Source organism: Massilia mucilaginosa (assembly GCF_011682145.1).
Taxonomy (GTDB): Bacteria; Pseudomonadota; Gammaproteobacteria; order Burkholderiales; family Burkholderiaceae_D; genus Telluria_A; species Telluria_A mucilaginosa.
In genome coordinates this window covers 8,659-28,092 of sequence record NZ_WHJH01000017.1, presented here as the reverse complement: position 1 = coordinate 28,092, position 19,434 = coordinate 8,659, and the positions used below count along the sequence as shown (strand labels likewise).

The 19,434-nt window shown below is 66.7% G+C and carries 12 protein-coding genes; 9 read left to right on the top strand and 3 right to left on the bottom strand.

Annotated features, from left to right (window positions below; translation table 11 throughout):
- Nucleotides 1-488: 488 nt before the first annotated feature.
- Complete coding sequence (locus tag F2P45_RS15800; protein ID WP_166876810.1) at nt 489-1,205, top strand: helix-turn-helix transcriptional regulator; 717 nt, start codon at nt 489-491, stop codon at nt 1,203-1,205.
- On the opposite strand, the gene F2P45_RS36225 is transcribed toward F2P45_RS15800, so the two are convergent.
- Nucleotides 1,180-1,470, bottom strand: coding sequence for a helix-turn-helix domain-containing protein (locus tag F2P45_RS36225; protein WP_229505104.1), 291 nt, complete (start codon nt 1,468-1,470; stop codon nt 1,180-1,182). The two genes, F2P45_RS15800 and F2P45_RS36225, sit on opposite strands and share 26 nt — an antisense overlap.
- A 142-nt stretch (nt 1,471-1,612) precedes the next feature.
- On the opposite strand from F2P45_RS36225, the gene F2P45_RS15790 reads away from it, so the two are divergent.
- Nucleotides 1,613-2,200: an acyl-homoserine-lactone synthase gene (locus tag F2P45_RS15790; RefSeq protein WP_166876807.1), complete on the top strand. Its 588-nt coding sequence runs from the start codon at nt 1,613-1,615 to the stop codon at nt 2,198-2,200.
- Between the two features lies 1 nt (nt 2,201).
- Here the strand turns inward: F2P45_RS15790 and F2P45_RS15785 are convergent, their stop codons facing one another.
- Complete coding sequence (locus F2P45_RS15785; protein ID WP_166876804.1) at nt 2,202-3,230, bottom strand: hypothetical protein; 1,029 nt, start codon at nt 3,228-3,230, stop codon at nt 2,202-2,204.
- A gap of 321 nt (nt 3,231-3,551) precedes the next feature.
- Between F2P45_RS15785 and F2P45_RS15780 the strand changes: the two genes are divergently transcribed.
- The 3 genes from F2P45_RS15780 to F2P45_RS15770 are packed head-to-tail and all read left to right on the top strand — an operon-like array spanning nt 3,552 to nt 4,907.
- Nucleotides 3,552-3,875 carry an ArsR/SmtB family transcription factor gene (locus F2P45_RS15780; RefSeq protein ID WP_166876801.1) on the top strand — a complete coding sequence of 108 codons (324 nt, stop codon included), beginning with the start codon at nt 3,552-3,554 and terminating at the stop codon, nt 3,873-3,875.
- Nucleotides 3,872-4,282, top strand: a complete 411-nt coding sequence (locus F2P45_RS15775) for an SRPBCC family protein (RefSeq protein WP_166876799.1) — start codon at nt 3,872-3,874, stop codon at nt 4,280-4,282. The genes F2P45_RS15780 and F2P45_RS15775 overlap by 4 nt, the downstream gene beginning before the upstream one ends.
- A gap of 25 nt (nt 4,283-4,307) precedes the next feature.
- Nucleotides 4,308-4,907 carry a YdeI/OmpD-associated family protein gene (locus tag F2P45_RS15770; RefSeq protein WP_166876796.1) on the top strand — a complete coding sequence of 200 codons (600 nt, stop codon included), beginning with the start codon at nt 4,308-4,310 and terminating at the stop codon, nt 4,905-4,907.
- Here the strand turns inward: F2P45_RS15770 and F2P45_RS15765 are convergent, their stop codons facing one another.
- Entirely contained in the window at nt 4,908-6,980 is a 2,073-nt protein-coding gene (locus tag F2P45_RS15765; protein ID WP_166876793.1) for a prolyl oligopeptidase family serine peptidase, read from the bottom strand.
- A 212-nt stretch (nt 6,981-7,192) separates the two neighbouring features.
- On the opposite strand from F2P45_RS15765, the gene F2P45_RS15760 reads away from it, so the two are divergent.
- The 4 genes from F2P45_RS15760 to recD all read left to right on the top strand — a co-directional run bounded on the left by F2P45_RS15760 (nt 7,193) and on the right by recD (nt 19,423).
- Nucleotides 7,193-10,240, top strand: coding sequence for a CHASE domain-containing hybrid sensor histidine kinase/response regulator family protein (locus tag F2P45_RS15760; protein ID WP_229505103.1), 3,048 nt, complete (start codon nt 7,193-7,195; stop codon nt 10,238-10,240).
- A 206-nt stretch (nt 10,241-10,446) separates the two neighbouring features.
- On the top strand, nt 10,447-13,860 hold the full coding sequence (recC, locus tag F2P45_RS15755) for an exodeoxyribonuclease V subunit gamma (RefSeq protein ID WP_166876791.1): 3,414 nt from the start codon (nt 10,447-10,449) through the stop codon (nt 13,858-13,860).
- Entirely contained in the window at nt 13,857-17,498 is a 3,642-nt protein-coding gene (gene recB, locus F2P45_RS15750; protein WP_166876788.1) for an exodeoxyribonuclease V subunit beta, read from the top strand. The genes recC and recB overlap by 4 nt, the downstream gene beginning before the upstream one ends.
- The gene (gene recD / locus F2P45_RS15745; protein WP_166876785.1) at nt 17,495-19,423 is read left to right on the top strand and encodes an exodeoxyribonuclease V subunit alpha; all 1,929 of its coding nucleotides are present in this window, start codon (nt 17,495-17,497) and stop codon (nt 19,421-19,423) included. The genes recB and recD overlap by 4 nt, the downstream gene beginning before the upstream one ends.
- The last annotated feature ends 11 nt before the right edge of the window (nt 19,424-19,434 follow it).

Sequence of the window (19,434 nt, the reverse complement as noted above, 5' to 3'; positions counted from 1 at the left end):
GGTGCGGTAGGTCTGGTTGTAGTTGGCTGCCGATCACATTCTTCAGGGGCCCCTTTACGACGGGAACAGCAACTGTATACCAGTGCGCCAGCCAGTCAAGTGGGGCCGGGTAATACGGCCTCATCAGCCTCCCGGCCGGTAGCTTACCCTATCCGGATACGATGGTAACGTCGAGTTGCCAGAGCCTACCCAAGAATAGATTTCCACGACGCACAATTCGTTGCCAGCCATGGCAATGTTGTGATTACGCTACGGGTTTGGCTGTACGGCGTAAGTCAACCCGACGTAACTATTAGTTTCATTTCTGTTGGGAATTGTAAGTTGAATTTGTCCGGCGCAGCCCTTGCGAAGCGCCTAGAATGCTAACAAATAGTTACATTTCTCAGCGTTTTAGTTAATCGCAAAGCACGCGCTAGTGTCACTACGCGATATTTGTGTAAAATAGGCAACAAAAGGGAGTGACGGCAATGGTGAAAATGGGACAACTGATGACGCTTTTGAAAAGCGACCAGGAGAATGGCTGGAGTTCGGCCCTGTTTTCGCTGGCCTACGACCAGGGATTCGACCAGGTATTGTATGGATCGGTCGGCTCCAAGCACGTCAAGCTCGAGACCGCGTTCCTGCACAGCAATTACGCGCCTGCCTGGCGCACCCGCTACGACGCCGACAAGCTCCACTATGTCGACCCGACCGTCGCCCATTGCATGACCAGCTCGCTGCCGATCGTGTGGGAACCGGATACCTTCCACGCCCCCGGCCAGCGCGAGATGTACGAGGAAGCCTGCGGCTACGGCATCCGCTCCGGCATTACCTTTCCGATCCACGGGCCGAGCGGGGAGTTCGGGGTGGTCAGCTTTGCTTCCGACGCCCCGCCCAACGGCGAGTTCGACAGCACAATCAGCCAGCTGATGCCGTCGCTGTCGCTGATCCGCGACTATGCCTTCGAGTCCTCGCTCAAATTCGTCGCGCCCAAGCCGGGCGCCGAACCGCTGCCGCGCCTGACCAAGCGCGAGCTGGAGGTGCTCAACTGGGTCATGGTCGGCAAGTCCTCATGGGAAATCTCGAAGATCGTGCTCTGCTCCGAGGCGACGGTGAATTTTCATATCGGTAACATCCGCGTGAAATTCAACGTCAACACCCGGCAGCAGGCACTGGTCAAGGCGATCAGCCTGGGCATCATCAGCCCGGAAGATCCCCATCGCTGAGCTTACCCTTCACATACAGCTTCACCAGGATGGCCACCGGCGCTGGAATGCCCAGCCCGGTTTCGAAGCGGCTGCCGCTCGACTGCGTCACGCCGAAACGTCCCCAGAATTTTTCCTGGCTTTCGCGCTTGCTGATCCTGAACCTTTTTAACTCGCTGTGGGGCGTGCTGGCTATCGTACCTGCATGCGCAGCGCCGCCATCGTGATCGATCTCGCCGCGCTGTTCTGCCACGGCCGTCGTCTGGTAGTTGAAATCCTGAGCCATACCGTTCCTCGCAAACAAAAGGGCAGTATTCCATTCACTGTGCTTACAGGCCACCTAGCAACTCTACTAGTTATGCTAATGCAATTTTTGCATGATTCTTCATGCAAGCAGCATAACTTTTACTTAAAGCGAGGTACCTAAGATGGCTCTGCATATTCGAATCGCTGCACGGCGCGAATTCAAGTCGCGCGACCTGTGGGAGATGCACAAACTGCGTGCCAAGGTCTTCAAGGACCGGCTGGGCTGGGAAGTGCCGATCATGAGCGGCATGGAGATTGATGGTTACGACGCCCTCGAGCCACTGTACATGATGATTCGCGAGCCGGGCGGCGGACCGCTGCGCGGCTGCTGGCGCATCTTGCCGACCGAAGGCCCCTATATGCTCAAGGATTCCTTTGCGCAGCTCCTGCACGGCCAGGATGCCCCCGAGAATGCCCGCATCTGGGAACTGTCGCGCTTCGCCATCGAAACCGACGGCAACCCGCGCTTCGGCTTTTCCGAGATTACCATGGAATCAATTGGCGAAATCATCAGTTATGGCCATCACGCCGGGCTGGACCAGTATGTGACGGTCACCACGGTCGCCATCGAGCGCCTGCTGCGCCGCGCCGGGGTGTTGACCACGCGCTTCGGCGATCCGGTCCAGATCGGCGTCGAGCGCGCGGTCGCCCTGTATGTGGACATTGCCGGCACTTACGAAGCGATGTTCGAAGCGCGCCTGGCCTCCTGAGTCACTCGCTGCCCACGGCGGCGGCGGACGGAAAGGCGGCAATGCGCGCCGTCAGCATGCGCCAGGACGGCAGGGCCGCCTGCAACTGGGTGTGCGCCGTGCTGCTTGCCGCAGGCCCGGCCAGCAACACATTTTTCAGGTCGTCGAGCTCGGCGCGCAGGGCGCGCGTGCCGGCGGCGGCAATGCGGATGCCGGCGCCGATCCGGTCCATGCCGCTCAAATAGGCCGACAGCGTCGGCAGCAAGCCCTGCAGATATACCGCTTCGGCCATCATCGCGCTCTGGCCCTCGCGGATATGGTCGAGCTGGCGCATCACGCTGTCGAGTGCGCTGCTGTGTTTCTCGATATCGGCGCGCGCTTCCCCCGCGTCCGGGCCGGCCAGCCAGTGGCTGTGGCAGCGCGCGCGCGCTTCGGCCAGCCGTCCCTGCAAGGTATTGACCTGTTGCGCCAGGATGAAAGCGTGCACATGGTCCGCTTGCAGGCGCTCGGTCACCATCACCGTGTCGGTTTCCAGTTCGCCCGAGGCGCGCCCCATCTGCGCCAGGTAGCTGCCGACATCCTGTTCAAGAGCGGACAGCGCATCGGCCGGGGCCGCCAGGCGCCGCACCAGCCCGTCGATCAGGCGCACCGCGCCGGGGCCGCCCGAGGGACGTCCGTGAAACATGTTCAGCAGCGCCGTGGCCAGCGGCGGCGCATCCTGCGCGAGCAGGCTCTCGCCCAGGTGGCGCAGGCCGTCGAGGGCGGTGTGCAGGGCGGGCCGGCTGCGCGCGGCCCAGGCCGCCGCCAGGGTCTTGACCATGAACAGGTACTGGGTGACCATCGGCCGGCCCCGTCCGGCGCGCTCGGGCAGCTGTGCGATGCGCTGCGAGAGGCTGTCGATATCGCCCGACAGTTCGAGGATGATGCCCGCGCCGAGACCGATACCGGGGCTCCAGAACATGCCGCCGCCCGGCATGCGCGGGGAAGGCTCGCGCAGGGCCGCCGGCTGGGCGGGGGAGAGCTGCGGAGGAAATGTTGTCAGGTGTGCCATGGTGATGGCTCCAGTCGTGGTTGGATTGATCGGCGCGTGGACAAGTTCGCTTGACGAACTATTACAAACCCGTGCGCCGGGTGCGGAAAGCTGGCAGGATTGTCAGGGTGGACAGGCGGAAAGCGGGGCGGGAAGGGCGTCGCGGCGACGCTCGATGGCTGGCGCGATACACGCAATCGCACGCAAGTTTGCGTTAATCGATATTCAAGGCGGATTTTTTTGCGCTGACGCGACAGCGCCGCAACGTGTCGAATTCCGCTTGATCTATTCATAACCGCATGGTTATAATTGGATTCATAGCCAACCAGTTATGAGTTCCACATGCAAAATGATGTCAACGCGCTGTTCAGATCCATGGCGGACCCGACCCGCAGGGCCATTTTCGAGCGCCTGTGCCGCGACGGCGAACTGACCGTGGGCGCGCTGACCGCCCAGGCCGGCGTGTCGCAGCCGGCCGTCTCCAAGCACCTCAAGCATCTGAAAGAAGCGGGCCTGGTGCGCGACCGGCACGCCGGGCGGCAGACCCATTTCAGCGCGCAGCCGCAGGCGCTCGCTCCCATGCTGGACTGGACATCGCGCATGAGCGCTTTCTGGGAAAGCCGCTTCGACTCCCTGGACGAGCTCTTGAAAAGGATGGACCAATGAACGACGCCTCGCTCGACACCCGCACCGTTGTCGTCGAACGCGACTTTGCGCATGCGCCCGCGAAGATCTGGCGCGCGCTGACCCAGCCGCACCTGATCGACGCCTGGCTGATGAAAAGCGATTTCGCACTCACGCCCGACCATCGCTTCACCTTCAGCGCCGACTGGGGCGCGGTCGCGTGCCAGGTTCTCGTGATCGAAGCGGAGAGCTCCCTGTCGTACACCTGGTCCGCCATGGGGCTCGACAGCGTGGTGACCTGGACGCTGTCGCCCGTCGGCACCGGAACGCGCCTGCGCATGGAGCAGACGGGCTTCCGTGCGGAGCAGGAGCAGGCATACCGTGGGGCGCAATATGGCTGGCCGAGGTTGATGGCCGCACTCGACCAGGTGCTGTCCAGCCAGGACTGATTGACACATGAGGGAGAATCCGGCGATGACTGACGATAGCGGCACCAATCCCAAGGTCGACGCGATGCTGCGGCGGGCGGCCAGCTGGCGCGAGGAGTTTGCGCTATTGCGAGCGATCGCGCTCGACTGCGGCCTGACCGAGGAATTGAAGTGGGGCCAGCCATGTTATGTGCACGAAGGCGCGAACATTGTCCTCATCCACGGCTTCAAGGAGTACTGCGCGCTGTTGTTCTTCAAGGGCGCGCTGCTCAAGGACCCCAAGGGCATCCTGGTCAGGCAGACCGAGAACGTGCAGTCGGCGCGCCAGATCCGCTTCACCGCCACGGCGCAGATCACGCGCCGGCGCGCGGCCCTGAAAGCCTGCATCGCCGACGCGATCGCGGTCGAACGCGCAGGCCTCACGGTCGCCAGGCGCGAGACGGCCGAGTTTCCGGTGCCGGAAGAATTCCAGGCCAGGCTGGCGCAGCTGCCCGCGCTCAGGAGCGCCTTCGACGCGCTCACGCCCGGCCGCCAGCGCGCCTACCTGCTGCATTTTGGCGGCGCCAGGCTGGCCAGGACCCGCGCCGCGCGGGTGGAAGCGTGCATACCGCTGATCCTCGATGGCATGGGCCTCAATGATCGCTGATCAGCGCAACTGCTCGAGCAAGAACGTGTACGTCAGCGCCCACATCTGCGCCTGCTGGTCGTTGTTGGCCGCCCCCGCGTGCCCGCCCTCCAGGTTCTCCCAATACAGCACGTCATGCCCCTGCGCCTCCATCAGCGCCACCATCTTGCGCGCGTGCCCCGGGTGCACCCGGTCGTCCCTGGTCGAGGTGGTCAACAGCATGCGCGGATAGCGCTTGTCCTTGAACACATTGTGGTACGGCGAATAACGCGCGATATACTCCCACTCGGCGGCCACCTCCGGATCGCCATACTCGCCCATCCACGAGGCCCCGGCCAGCAGCTTGTGATAGCGCCGCATGTCGAGCAGCGGCACCTGGCACACCACCGCGTTGAACAGGTCCGGCCGCTGCGTCATCGCCGCGCCCACCAGCAAGCCGCCATTGCTGCCGCCCATGATGCCCAGATGGCGCGGACTGCTCACCTTGCGCTCGATCAGGTCCTGCGCCACCGCCAGAAAATCGTCGAACGCGCGCTGGCGCTGCTCCTTCAGCGCCGCCTGGTGCCAGCGCGGCCCGAACTCGCCGCCACCGCGGATATTGGCCAGCACGTACACGCCGCCCCGGGCCAGCCAGGCTTCCCCGGTCACGCCGCTGTAGAACGGCTTCATGGCGATTTCGAAGCCGCCATACCCGTACAAGACAGTGGGATTGCGCCCGTCCATCCGTGTTTTCCGGTCCATGACCACGAAATACGGCACCCGCGTGCCATCTTTCGACACCGCCTCGAACTGCTTGACGATGTACGGCCCGGCCTCGAAAAACACCGGCATCGCCTTGAGCGGCTGGCGCCGGTCGCTGCCCACCCGGCCCAGGTACAGGCTGGTCGGGGTCAGGAAGTCGGTCACGGTGAGGAAGTACTGGTCCGAACCGGCCGGGTCGAGCGCACTCACGCCCAGGGCGCCGAAGGCGGGCGCGCTCACCTCGCGCCGCTGCCACCGGCCGTCCACATGGCGCAGCTCGACGATGCGGTTTTTCACATTATCGAGCTCGGTCAGGAGGAGGGCGCTGGCCGTCATGGCCACCCCGTCCAGCGAACCGGTGGCGCTCGGCGTAAACAGCACGGCCAGATCGCGTTCTCCGGCCATGAAGCGGGCGAAATCGGCCGCCACCAGCGCCCCTTGGGGGTAGGTGCGCCCGCCCACCTGCCAGTCCGAGCGCAGTTCGATCACCAGCTGGTCGCGCACGGTGTAGGCGTTGGCGTCGTCGGGCTTGTCGACGCGCGCGAGGCGGTCTTCGCTGCGCAGGAACAGTTCGCTGCTGTAGAAACCGATCTGGCGCTCGACGAATTCGTGTTCGAACCCCGGCGTGAAGTCCTTGTAGGCCGATACGCTCAGGTCGTCGGCGCGCGCTTCGAACAGGGTCGCGGCGTCGGCCAGCGCGCTGCCGCGCCGCCATTCCTTGACGATGCGCGGATAGCCCGACGTCGTCATGCTGCCCTCGCCGAAGTCGGTGGCCACGGCCAGCCGGTCGATGTCGAGCCAGCGCGCGCTGCACTTGGACTCGGGCAGCGCAAAGCCGCCGGCCACGAAGGCTTTGCCGGCCAGGTCGAATTCGCGCACCACGTGGGCGTCGCCGCCGCCGCGCGAGAGGAACAGCAGGCAGCGCGTGCCGGCCGGCGGCAGCGAGGAGGCGCCGGCCCAGACCCAGTTTTCGCGTTCGGCGACGGCCAGCTGGTCGAGGTCGAGCACCGTTTCCCACACGGGCGCCTCATCGCGGTAGCTCTCCAGGGTGGTGCGCCGCCACACGCCGCGCACGTGGACGGCGTCGCGCCAGAAGTTGTAGACCAGCCCGGCGTGCTCGCTGATGTAGGGAATCCTGGCCTTGTCGTTGAGGATGGTGCCGAGGCGCTCGCGCAGCGCCGCAAAGCCGCTGCGGCCTTCGAGTTCCCGCTCGCACGCGGCGTTGCGCGCGCGCACCCAGTCCAGCGCCGCGCCGGAGCTGACGTCTTCCAGCCACAGATGCGGATCGTCGGCGCCATCGCTGCGCGCCGTTGTGTTCGTTTCCGATATGATTTCACCAATCAATTGCCGCATTCCTGCTCCTGTATTGTGTCTGTATTGACGTTCTGCCATGGCGCGGACGCGACAGTAAAATTTATCAATTGCATGTTCTCTTGCTGCAAAGTACCCTTGCGTTAGTGATGCATGCGCGCGGCGGGGTTGCGCGCGCCTTCTGTTTCGTCAATAGTATGCTGCCTGCCGGGGTGTTTCCAAATACCGGCGCGCGAAAATAACGGGGTTGAACAATGACGCAAGCGATCAAGCGCAGCATGACAGGCACCGTCGGCAGCCGTCCTGTTTCGCGCCTGGTGTGGTGGGGCGTGGGCCTGTCGCTGTCGACGCTGGTCGCGTCGCTGCTGCATGTGGGCGCGACCAAAACGGTCGATGCCGATGCGCGCCAGCGTTTCGACGCGATCGCGCGCAGTGCGCAATCGAGCCTGTCGACCCGCATCAAGTCGTATTCCGACCTGGCGCGCGGCATGTCGGCCCTGTTCCAGAGCACCGAGGTGCCCAGCCGCCTGCATTTTCACCGCTACGTGCAGGCACTCGGCATGCGCGCGCATTATCCGGCGATCGAAAGCGTCACCTTCGCCCGTTACGTGACGGCGGGCGAGCGCGATGAACTCGTCGCCACGGTGCGCGCCGACCGCAGCGTCGACGCCGGCGGCTACCCCGACTTCAGCATCCGTCCCGAGGGCGAGCGCCCCGGCTACACGGTGCTGACCTATATCGAGCCGGAGGCCGCGCGCGCCACCGGCCGCATGGGCCTGGACATCGGCGCCAATCCGATTGCCGCCATCCACCTCGACCAGGCGCGCGACAGCGGCAAGATCAGCGCCTCGGGTTTGCCGATCGTGGTCAACCAACCGCGCCCGCATGTGGCGCTGGGCATGCGCATGCCGGTGTACCGCAGCGGCGCGCTGCTCTATAGCGTGGAGGCGCGCCGCGCGGCCTACATCGGCAGCGTGGGCGTGGGTTTTTCGGTGCCGGCGCTGATCGGCAGCGCGCTCGAAGAAATGCCGCAGCGGCGCCTGCGCCTTGCCTTGTACGCCGACGGCGGCGCGGATCCCGAGCGCCGCACCCTGGCGCTGGGCGGCCAGGACCGCCAGCTGTACAACGACCATGATCCGGTGGCCGCCGGCGAGACCGAGAGCGAGCGCTTCGACACCGTGCTCCCGGTCGACTACAACGGCAGCCTGTGGAAGGCCCATTTCCGCATCGCCCGCGCGGACCTGTACAGCGACTTCGACGTGATCCTGCCGCCGGCCACGTTCGCGGCCGGCTTTCTGGTGACGATGCTGGCCTACGCCTACTTCTTTACCCTGTACCGCTCGCGCCGCACCGCCATCGAACAGCGCGTGCTGCTCGATTCGGTCCTCGACAGCATCGACGCCCACGTGTACATGAAGGACCGCGAGCGCCGCTATATCTATGTCAACGCGCGCACCGCCGAAGCGATGGGCCAGCCGGCCGAAGACATCATCGGCAAGCTCGATCGCGAGGTGATGACGCCGGAGCAGGCCGATTTCTACTGGCGCCAGGACAGCAGGATTTTCGCCGACGGCGCGCGCCATGCCAGCCAGGTCGAATTCACCCAGCCCGACGGCGAGGTGCTCCAGCTCTGGACCGTCAAGGTGCCGGTGCTGCTCGATGGCGAAGTGAGCGCCGTGATCGGCCTGTCGACCGACGTGACCGAGCTGCACAAGCTCAAGGCGCAGGCCGACGCCGCCAACCAGGCCAAGAGCAACTTCCTGTCCAACATGAGCCACGAGATCCGCACGCCGATGAACAGCATCATCGGCATGTCGCACCTGGCGCTGCGCACCGTGGCCAATCCGAAGCAGCGCGATTATCTGGAAAAGATCCATCATTCGAGCCAGCACCTGCTCGGCATCATCAACGACATTCTCGATTTTTCCAAGATCGAAGCCGGCAAGCTGGAACTCGAAGTGCTCGACTTCGGCTTGAGCGCGCTGATGCAGAACATCGCCAACCAGCTCGGCGACGCGGCCGCCAACAAGCACCTGTCGCTCGAATTCGAGATCGACCCGGCGCTGGCGCAGCAGTTGCGGGGCGACCCGCTGCGGCTCGAACAGGTGCTGCTCAATTTCACGTCGAACGCGATCAAGTTCTCGGAAAACGGCCGTATCCGCGTGCGCGCGCTGGCCGGCGGCGAGAGCGAGAGCGGGGACGAGATCATGGTGCGCTTCGAAGTCGAAGACGCCGGCATCGGCATGAGCGAAGCCGAAATCGCCGACCTGTTCAAGTCCTTCCACCAGGCCGATCCCTCGACCACGCGCAAGTACGGCGGCACGGGCCTGGGCCTGGTGATCAGCAAGCAGCTGGCGGAGCTGATGGGCGGCACCGTCGGCGTCGATTCCAATCCCGGCCACGGCAGCTGCTTCTGGTTCACCGCGCGCCTGGGCAAGGCGCTCAACTTCCTGCAGGGCGGCAGCGGTGCGGTCGACCCGGCGGTGCTCGACCAGCTGCGCGGCGCCTATATTCTGCTGGTCGAAGACAATATCTTCAGCCAGCAGGTGGGCCAGGAGCTGCTCGAAGAAGCCGGGTCCACGGTGGTGGTGGCCAACAACGGCAAGGAAGCGATCGACCTGATGCTCAAGGAGCGCTTCGACTGCGTGCTGATGGATGTGCAGATGCCGGTGATGGACGGTTTCGAAGCGACCCGCATGATCCGTTCCGACCCGCGCCTGCGCGACGCGCTGGTGATCGCCATGACCGCCAACGCCGGCCGCGACGACCAGGCGCGCTGCCTGGAAGCGGGCATGAACGAATTTGTGACCAAGCCGATTTCGCCCAAGCTGCTGTTCGAGGTGATCGCCAAATGGCTGGCCACGCGCCCGGCGCGCAACGGCCGGCGGCGCGTGGCGGTGGCGGCCGACCAGGCGCCGACCCGCATGTCGGCCGCGCCGGTGGTATCGACCGACGCCGGCCTGCTCGATATGAGCGCGCTGTCGCTCACGTTCGGGGCCAATCCGGTCAAGATGCGCAAATACGCGTTCATGTTCCTCGACTCGGCGCGCGACGGCCTGGCCGACGTGAGCGAAGCGCTCGACCGCGCCGACGTGGAACGCATGGCGGACCTGGGGCACCGCATCAAGGCCTCGGCCAAGGCGGTCGGCGCGATGCGGTTTGCGGGCCTGTGCCAGGACCTGGAACGCCTGCGCGACGGCGGCACGATGGACCAGGCGCGCACGCTGGTGGCGAACATGTACACGCTGCTTGACCAGCTGAACGAGCACATCGCGCACGAACTGACCGAATCCGCAAGCTGAGCCCGCTTGCCGATAAGTCATGCTTGCAAAATTAGTACCCAAGCACTAAAAACCGTCTTTCCTGCCATTGGCAGAAAAGACTTCCCGCGTAGGCGGGAACCCAATTTCGTTCCGCAGCCAAAATCCTTAAAGTCGAGTCCGCTTTACCCCCTTGACCGCACGTATCACCCTACCGCGCCCAGCCCAAAGCTAGTATGCTGTGCGCCATGTCTTCCTCTGTCACGCCCGGCCTCCTTATCCTTCACGGAAACCAGATGGAGCAACTGCGTGCCGCGCTTTTTGCCTGGCTGCGCAACCACCCGCTCGACCCGCTCGAAACCGAAACCATCCTGGTGCAATCGAACGGCGTCGCCGAGTGGCTGAAAATCGCCCTGGCCGAAGAAATGGGCGTGTGCGCGGCCACCCGGGTGGCGCTGCCTGCGCGTTTTTTGTGGGAAGCCTACCGTGGCATGCTTGGCCGCGAAAGGGTGCCGACCCGCTCCCCGTACGACAAAGGTCCGCTCACCTGGCGCCTGATGCGGCTCCTGCCGCATCTGCTGGCCGACGACGCCTTCGCCCCGCTGCGCCACTTCCTGGGCGACGGCGACCCCGAACGGCGCCTGCAACTGGCCGAGCGCCTGGCCGACCTGTACGACCAGTACCAGGTGTACCGCGCCGACTGGCTGGACGACTGGAGCGCGGGGCGCGACCGCCTGCGCAGCGCGCGCGGCGACCTGACCCCGCTCACGCCCGACCAGCGCTGGCAGGGCTGCCTGTGGCGCGCCGTCAACGACAGCCTGCCGCCCCAGTTGCGCGAGTCGGGCCGCGCCACCATCCACCAGCAGTTCGTGCGCGCGGCCGAGAGCGGCGCAGCGCCGGCCGGACGCCTGCCGCGCCGCGTGGTGCTGTTCGGGATGTCGGCCCTGCCGTACCAGACCTTGCAGGCGATTGCCTCGCTCTCGCATCACACCCAGGTGCTGCTGGCGGTGCCGAACCCGTGCCAGTTCTATTGGGGCGACATCATCGAAGGGCGCGAACTGCTCAAGGCCGCCCACAAGCGCCAGCGCCAGCGCGGCGGCATCGACCTGTCCGGCGTGCCGCTCGAAGAACTGCACGCGCACAGCCATCCGCTGCTGGCCAGCTGGGGCAGGCAAGGGCGCGACTTCATCCGCATGCTCGACGAATTCGACACCGAGTCCGCCGAACGCGCCGACAAGCTGCGCATCGACCTGTTCAGCGAAGGCGAGGGCGATACGCTGCTGGCGCAGGTGCAGGCGGCCGTGCGCGACATGCTGCCGCTGCGCGAGCATCCGTGCGCCCGGGGCCAGGCGCAACCCGGCGCGTTGGCCAACCCTGCGCCGCGCGACGACTCGATCGAATTCCACGTCGCCCATAGTGTGCAGCGCGAAGTCGAGGTCCTGCACGACCAGCTGCTCTCGTGGTTCGGCACGCCCGGCGCCAGGCTGCGTCCGCGCGACGTGGTGGTCATGGTGCCCGACATCGACACCTTTTCGGCCGCCATCCACGCCGTCTTCGACCAGCACAAGCGCAGCGACCCGCGCTTCATCCCGTTCGAAATCGGCGACGTCAAGGACCGCAGCGTCAACCCGCTGCTGGTGTCGCTCGAATGGCTGTTGCGCCTGCCGCAGCAGCGCTGCCGCCAGAGCGAAGTACGCGACCTGCTCGACGTGCCGGCGCTGGCCGCGCGCTTCGGCCTGACCGACGACGAACTGCCGATCCTCGGCAACTGGATCGAGGGCGCCAGCGTGCGCTGGGGCCTCGACCAGCAGCACCGCGACGGCCTGGGTCTCGGTTCGGCGGGCGAGCAGAATGCCTGGATTTTCGGGGTGCGCCGCATGCTGCTCGGTTACGCCAGCGGCGCCGGCGGCAGCTTCCGGCAAATCGAACCGTACGCCGAAGTGGGCGGGCTGGACGCCGCGCTGGCCGGCTCGCTGGCGCAGCTGATCGAAACCCTGCTGGCCTGGCGCGCCACCTTGGCCGAGTCGCGCACGCCGGCGCAATGGGGCGAGCAGGCGCGCGCGCTGCTGGCGGCATTTTTCGCCGCGTCCGAAGAAGGCGACCGCCTCACGCTCGCGCAATTGCACGACGCCCTGCAACGCTGGCTCGAGACCTGCGACAGCGCCGGCTTCGACGAAGCGGTGCCGCTGGCGGTGCTGCGCGAAGCATGGCTGGGCGCCCTCGACGAACCGACCCTGAACCACCAGTTCGTTTCCGGCGGCGTGACCTTCTGCACCCTGATGCCGATGCGCGCCGTGCCGTTTCGGGTGGTGTGCCTGCTCGGCATGAACGATGGCGACTTCCCGCGCCGCGCGCGCCAGGCCGATTTTGATTTGCTGGCGCTGCCCGGCATGGCGCGCCCGGGCGACCGCTCGCGCCGCGACGACGACCGCTATCTGATGCTCGAAGCCGTGCTGGCCGCGCGCGACAAGCTGTACGTCAGCTGGGTCGGGCGCAATGTGCGCGACAACAGCGAGCAGCCGGCGTCGGTGCTGGTCTCGCAGCTGCGCGACTACCTGGCCGAGGGCTGGGACCTGGACCTGGCCGCCATGACCACCGAGCATGCGCTGCAACCGTTCAGCCGGCGCTATTTCGAGCAGGGCGGCATGCTGACCTACGCCGCCGAATGGCGCGCCGCGCATGGCGCTGTCGACTCACTCGACGACGCGGTGCTGCCGCCGTTCGAACTCGAAGCCGAATACCGCCTCAAGCTGGGCGAACTGGCGAACTTCCTGCGCCAGCCGGCGCGCTACTTCTTCCGGCGCCGTCTGGGCGTGGCGTTCGGCGATGCCCAGGCCGTGGGCGAGGACGAAGAACCGTTTTCGCTCGACGCGCTGGAACGCTATTTTTTGGAAGACAGCCTGCTTGACGATGCCGCCACGCCAGAGGAACTGCACGAAGTGCGCGACAGCTTGAGCGCGCGCGCCGAGCGCCTCAAGCGCGAAGGCGTGCTGCCGATTGGCCTGGTCGGCAAACAGTGGCAGGAGCAGCTGGTCGAGGGCCTGGTGCCGGTGCGGACCGCCTGGCTGACCCTGGGCGCGCGCTTCGGCGAGATCGCCCCCAAGCTGGCGGTGAGCCTGGACCTGAACGGCGTGCACCTGGAAGACTGGGTCGACAAACTGCGCCGCAACGCCAGCGAAACGGCGTGGCTGCTGCAAATCTCGTCCAAGGTGCTCGACAAGAAAGGCGCGCCGCGCGGCGACAAGCTGATCGCCCCGTGGCTGCGCCAACTGGCGGCGGCGGCGGTCGGCCAGCCGGTCACCGGCTACCTGGTGGCGCGCGACGCCATCGTCATGCTGGCGCCGCTCGAGCGCGACGAATCGTACGCGCAGCTGGCCGAGCTGGTGGCGCTGTGGCGCCGCAACATGGATCAACCGCTGCCGGTGGCCTGCAAGACCGCGCTCGCCTTGTTGCAGCAGGGCGAACCGCGCAGCACCTACGACGGCGGCTTCGAGCTGTCCGGCGAAGTGCTGGACCAGTGCCTGGCGCGCCTGTGGCCCGACTATGCGGCCTTGACCGCCAGCGGCGAGTTCCCGGCGGTGGCCGAAGCGCTGTACGGACCATTGGCGCGCTGGCTCGGCCAGCACATCGAAATCGCGGCCATGGACAGGGATACGCCATGAGCGAGCTGCTCGACGCACTCAATTTTCCGCTGTCCGGCACGCGCCTGATCGAGGCGTCCGCCGGCACCGGAAAAACCTGGACCATCGCCGCCCTTTACCTGCGCCTGGTGCTCGGCCACGGCGGCGAGAACGGCTTTGCGCGCGCGCTGCTGCCGTCCGAAATACTGGTGATGACGTTCACCCGCGCCGCCACGCGCGAGCTGTCGAACCGGGTGCGCGAGCGCCTGGTCGAAGCCGCGGGATTTTTCCGGGGCGAGCTCGATCTGGTCGATCCTTACCTGAACGCGCTGGCCGACGCCTGCGGCAGCGAGGGCGAGCGCATGGTCGCCGCGCACCGCCTGATGCTGGCCGCCGACACCATGGACGAAGCGGCGATCTTCACCATCGACGCCTGGTGCCAACGCATGCTGCGCGAGCACGCGTTCGACAGCGGCAGCCTGTTCGACGAAGAACTGGTCAGCGACGAACACGCGCTGTTCGAGGACGCGGCGCATGACTACTGGCGCCAGAACGTGTACCCGCTCGACAGCGGTGCGCTCGGCGCGCTGCTCGCGTGCTGGCCCGATGTGCGCGCGCTCAAGAACACCGTGCGCGAACTGGTGCGCCGGGTCGCGGTGCTGGGCGATCCGCCCGACGAATCGCTGGAAGAAGCGATCGACCGGGTCGAGCGCACGCAGGCGGCCGAACTGGCCAGGCTCAAAGCCGGTTGGGCCGAACGCGCCGACGCCATGGAACAGTGGATCGCCGGCCAGCGCGAGATCGCCCCCAAGTGCTTCAACGGGAACAAGCTGCGCGCCGATTCGCTGGTGAAGTGGTTCGACGCGCTGCGCATCTGGGCGCGCGCGCCCGCCATGCTGATGCCGGCCCTGACCGACACGGCCTGGCACCGCCTCACGCCCGACGGCATCACGGATGCTTTCAGCAAAGGCTTTTCCGCCGAGATTCCGCCATGTTTCGAGGCCACCACCGACCTGTGGGAAGCGCTCAAGGCCATCGACCCGCTGGCGCACGCGCTGTACCGGCACGCCGCCTTTCATATCGCGCGGCGCATGATGGAACTCAAGCGCCGCAAGCGCCAGTTCGGTTTTGCCGACATGCTCGAGCGCCTGAAAAGCGCGCTCGAAGGCGCCAACGGCGAAGCGCTGCGCCAGCGCATCGTCGACCAGTTCCCGGTGGCGATGGTCGATGAATTCCAGGACACCTCGCCCGACCAGTACGCGATCTTCAACTTGCTGTACCGGGTGGCGGACAACGATCCGGCGCGCGGCCTGTTCCTGATCGGCGACCCGAAGCAGTCTATCTACGGCTTTCGCGGCGCCGACATCCACAGCTACCTGGACGCGCGCGCCGCCACCGAAGGGCGCCACTACCAGCTCGGCACCAACTACCGTTCGACGGCGGCGCTGGTGGAAGCGGTCAACCAGCTGTTCTTGCACGCCGAAGGGCGCGACGGCCATCCCGGCTTTGCCGCCGGCGCCTTCCGCTTCCGCAAAGGCGGCGTCAATCCGCTGCCGTTCGACGCGGTGGCGGCCAAAGGCCGGGACCAGCAACTGGTGGGCGTGGACGGGCCCTATCAGGCGCTGGCCATTTGCAGCACCGACCGCGACGACCTGAAAGCCGACGACTACCGCGAATTTTTTGCCCATCACAGCGCCGAGCATATCGTCGGCCTGCTGAACGATCCGCAGGCCGGTTTTAGTGAAAACGGCGTCTTCACGCGCCTGGTCCCGGCCGATATCGCCATCCTGGTGCGCGACCGGCGCGAGGCGACCGCGATCCGGCGCGCGCTGGCGCAGCGCAAGATACCGAGCGTGTACCTGTCCGACAAGGACTCGGTGATCGAAAGCGAAGAGGCGGCCGACGTGCTGCGCTGGTTGCAGGCGGTGGCCAATCCGCTCGACGGGGCGCTGGCGCGCGCGGCGTTTGCCACCCGCACATCCGGCCTGTCGCTGGGCGAACTGGCGCGCCTGTCGTCGGACGAACTGGCGTGGGAAGTGCGGGTCGAGCAGTTGAAGGGTCTGCACATTGTGTGGCAGCGCCAGGGCGTGCTGGCCATGCTGCGCCGCTTCATCCACGACATGCGCCTGCCCGCCGCGCTGTTGCGGCAGGCCGGCGGCGAGCGGCGCCTGACCAACCTGCTGCACCTGGCCGAACTGCTGCAAAGCGCCAGCAGCCAGCTCGAAGGCGAGCAGGCGCTGATCCGCTGGTTCGCCGAGCAGCTTGCCGGGGTGGGCGAGGGCGGCGACGAACGCGTGCTGCGCCTGGAGAGCGATGCGGAGCTGGTCAAGGTGGTCACGGTGCACAAGTCCAAGGGGCTGGAGTATCCGCTGGTGTACCTGCCGTTCGCGGTCACGGCGCGCACCACCGACCGGCGCAACCGCAGCTTTTTCGAATTCGTCGGACGCGATGGCGTGCGCCGCATCGACCTGGCGCTGTCGGACGAAGCGATGAACGCGGTCGACCGCGCGCGCATCGAAGAAGACCTGCGCCTGCTGTACGTGGCGGTCACGCGTGCGCGCCACTTCCTGTGGCTGGGCGTGGCTGCGGTCACGGCGCGCAAGGCGGGCGACAACAAGCTGCACGAATCGGCGCTCGGCTACCTGCTTACGGGCGGGCAGCCGATTGGCGCGGCCGACATCGGCCCGTACTGGGAAAAGCTGCGCGGCGGCTCGCAAGCGATCGACCTGCAGGCGCTCGATACGCCGCAAGGCATCACCATGCTGGCGCGCGACGAAGCCCGTCCGGCGCTGGTGGACGCGGCCGCATTCGGCGCCAGTTTCGAGCGCAACTGGGCGGTGGGGTCGTTCACGTCCCTCACGCGCCAGACCAACGCGGCGCCCATGCGCGCGCAGGAAGAGACGCTGTTCGACGAAGAACAGCAACAACAGGCGCCGCGTACCGACGACGCGCCCTGGCACCGCTTCCCGCGCGGTTCCGTGCCCGGGAATTTTTTGCACGAACAGCTTGAGTGGATGGGACAGGAGGGTTTTGCGATTGCCGACGACGAGCAGTTCAGCGCGCGCCTGGGCCAGCGCTGCGAGCGCGCCGGCTGGGGCCATCGCCAGGAAGATGCGGTGACCTGGCTGCGCGCGGTGGCGACCACGCCGCTGCCGCAGCTTGGCGCGCCGCTGGCGGCGCTCGGGCGCGTGATCCCCGAGATGGAATTCTGGTTCCCCAGCGAGCACTTGAACAGCGCCGCGCTGGACCGGCTGTGCAGCGCCAACCTGCTCGGCAAGACGGCGCGCCCGTCGCTGCCGGAGCGCTACCTGCACGGCATGCTCAAGGGCTTCGCCGACCTGGTGTTCGAGCACGAGGGCCGCTACTGGGTGATCGATTACAAATCGAACGCGCTCGGCCCAAGCGACGCCGCTTACAGCAAGGCCGGGATGGCGGTGGGCATGGCGGCGCACCGCTACGACATCCAGGGCGCCATCTACATGCTGGCCCTGCATCGCCTGCTCAAGAGCCGTTTGGGCGAGGCGTACGAGCCGGCGCGCCAGCTGGGCGGCGCGATCTTCCTGTTCCTGCGCGGGATCGCCAACACCAGCACGCGCGGCTGCTACCTGTTAGAGCCGGACGTGATGCTGCTCGATGCCCTGGACGCGCTGCTTGGCGTGTCGACGCGGGGTGACGCATGAAGCCGGCGATCACGCTCGACGCCCTGTGGATCGAGGTCGCCACGCTGACCGAAGACGGCCAGTTGCGGCGCCTGTCCGGCACCTTTGCGCGCTTCGTCGGCTCGCTCGGCAGCGCCACGCCGGCGCTGATGCTGGCCTGCGTGCTGCTGTCGGAGCTGGAGGGGCGTGGCCACAGCTGCCTGATGCTCGACCAGCTGGCGCTCGACCCGGCCACCCTGATGGCCTGGGACAAGGAGCAATGGGATGCGCTGGCCAAGTCGGCCGGGGCGCTGCCGAAGAACCGCAAGGGCTGGATCGACCAGCTGACGGCATCAAGCCAGGTGTGGCGCGTGGGCGATCTCGATTTCGACCAGCCGCTGGTGCTCGACGGCGAGCGCCTGTACCTGCGCCGTTACTGGCGCGACGAAACCCTGGTCGCGCACACCATCCGCGCGCGTGCCGAGCAGGTGCGCGAGGTCGATGCGCCGGCGGTGCGCATCTGGCTCGATGTGCTGTTCGCGTCCGAGCGCCGCGTCAAGGGGCCGGACTGGCAAAAGCTGGCCTGCGCGATCGCGCTGCGCGGCGCGATCGCCATCATCACCGGCGGTCCGGGCACCGGCAAGACCTACACGGTGGCGCGCCTGCTGGCACTGCTGTTCGCGGTGGCGCCGGACGCCGGACGCCAGCGCATCGCCCTGGCCGCGCCGACCGGCAAGGCGGCGGCGCGCCTCAAGCAATCGATCGACAAGGCGCTCACCGAGCTGGCCGACAAGGTTGGCACCACACTGCCGCTGCGCGACCTGACCGCCCGCATGGGCGCGGCGCGCACCTTGCATAGTTTGCTGGGTGCGCGTCCGGACACCCGCACCTTCGCGCACAACAAGGGCAATCCGCTCGATATCGACGTGCTCATTGTCGACGAAGCGTCGATGGTGCATCTGGAAATGATGGCGTCCCTGCTGGACGCGCTGCCCGCCGGCGCGACCTTGATCCTGCTCGGCGACAAAGACCAGCTGGCGTCGGTGGAGGCGGGCGCGGTGCTGGGCGACTTGTGCCGCGACGCCCAGGCGGGCGGCTATTCGGCGGCCACGATGGCGTATGCGCTGGCGGCCAGTGGCGAGACCATTCCGGCCGAGTATGGCGGCACTGGCGGGGCGCTGGCGCAGCAGACCGTCATGCTGCGCAGCAGCCGCCGTTTCAGTGGCCCGATCGGGCAACTGGCGCTGGCGGTGAACGCGGGCGATGTGGCGCGTGCCGAGGAAGTGCTGCGCGGAGGCGACGGCACGGTGCGCTGGATCGAGCACGGGCACCAGCAGCATGTGGTACAGCTGGCGTTCGACGGCTATGCGCCGTATCTGTCGTTGTTGAAAGAGGGCGATGGCGGCCAGGCGCACGAGACCTGGGTGCGCGCGGTGCTGCACCGTTTCGAGGCGTTCCGCGTGCTGTGCGCGGTGCGCGAGGGCGAGTGGGGCGTGGGTGGTTTGAACGACGCGATCGAACAGCGGCTCGATGGGGCGGGGTTGATCCGGCGCCGGGGCGAGTGGTATGTGGGGCGGCCGGTCATGATTACGCGGAACGATTACGGCACCGGTGTGTTCAATGGCGATATCGGGCTGACCCTGGGCGATCCGGCGCGTCCGGGATCGCTGCGCGTGTACTTTTTGGAGGGCGACAAGGTACGCAGCGTGCTGGCGACCAGGTTGCGGCACGTGGAGACCGCGTTCGCGATGACGGTGCACAAATCGCAGGGATCGGAGTTTGCCCACACGGTGCTGGTGCTGCCGCGCGAGCGCGGGGCGATGATTGCGCGCGAGCTGATTTATACGGGGATTACGCGGGCCAGCGCGCAGTTCACCCTGGTGTCGCCGGGGGCGGCGATTTTGGGGGAGTCGATTGCGCAGCGCACGCAGCGCGCCAGCGGGCTAAGGGAAATGATTGCGGGGTGACGGCTTGCGCG

What these genes read in the sequence shown, in the direction of transcription:
- F2P45_RS15800 (WP_166876810.1), top strand. Translation starts at nt 489, where the DNA reads ATGACGCTTTTGAAAAGCGACCAGGAGAATGGCTGGAGTTCGGCCCTG.
- F2P45_RS36225 (WP_229505104.1), bottom strand. Translation starts at nt 1,470, where the DNA reads ATGGCTCAGGATTTCAACTACCAGACGACGGCCGTGGCAGAACAGCGC.
- F2P45_RS15790 (WP_166876807.1), top strand. Translation starts at nt 1,613, where the DNA reads ATGGCTCTGCATATTCGAATCGCTGCACGGCGCGAATTCAAGTCGCGC.
- F2P45_RS15785 (WP_166876804.1), bottom strand. Translation starts at nt 3,230, where the DNA reads ATGGCACACCTGACAACATTTCCTCCGCAGCTCTCCCCCGCCCAGCCG.
- F2P45_RS15780 (WP_166876801.1), top strand. Translation starts at nt 3,552, where the DNA reads ATGCAAAATGATGTCAACGCGCTGTTCAGATCCATGGCGGACCCGACC.
- F2P45_RS15775 (WP_166876799.1), top strand. Translation starts at nt 3,872, where the DNA reads ATGAACGACGCCTCGCTCGACACCCGCACCGTTGTCGTCGAACGCGAC.
- F2P45_RS15770 (WP_166876796.1), top strand. Translation starts at nt 4,308, where the DNA reads ATGACTGACGATAGCGGCACCAATCCCAAGGTCGACGCGATGCTGCGG.
- F2P45_RS15765 (WP_166876793.1), bottom strand. Translation starts at nt 6,980, where the DNA reads ATGCGGCAATTGATTGGTGAAATCATATCGGAAACGAACACAACGGCG.
- F2P45_RS15760 (WP_229505103.1), top strand. Translation starts at nt 7,193, where the DNA reads ATGACGCAAGCGATCAAGCGCAGCATGACAGGCACCGTCGGCAGCCGT.
- recC (WP_166876791.1), top strand. Translation starts at nt 10,447, where the DNA reads ATGTCTTCCTCTGTCACGCCCGGCCTCCTTATCCTTCACGGAAACCAG.
- recB (WP_166876788.1), top strand. Translation starts at nt 13,857, where the DNA reads ATGAGCGAGCTGCTCGACGCACTCAATTTTCCGCTGTCCGGCACGCGC.
- recD (WP_166876785.1), top strand. Translation starts at nt 17,495, where the DNA reads ATGAAGCCGGCGATCACGCTCGACGCCCTGTGGATCGAGGTCGCCACG.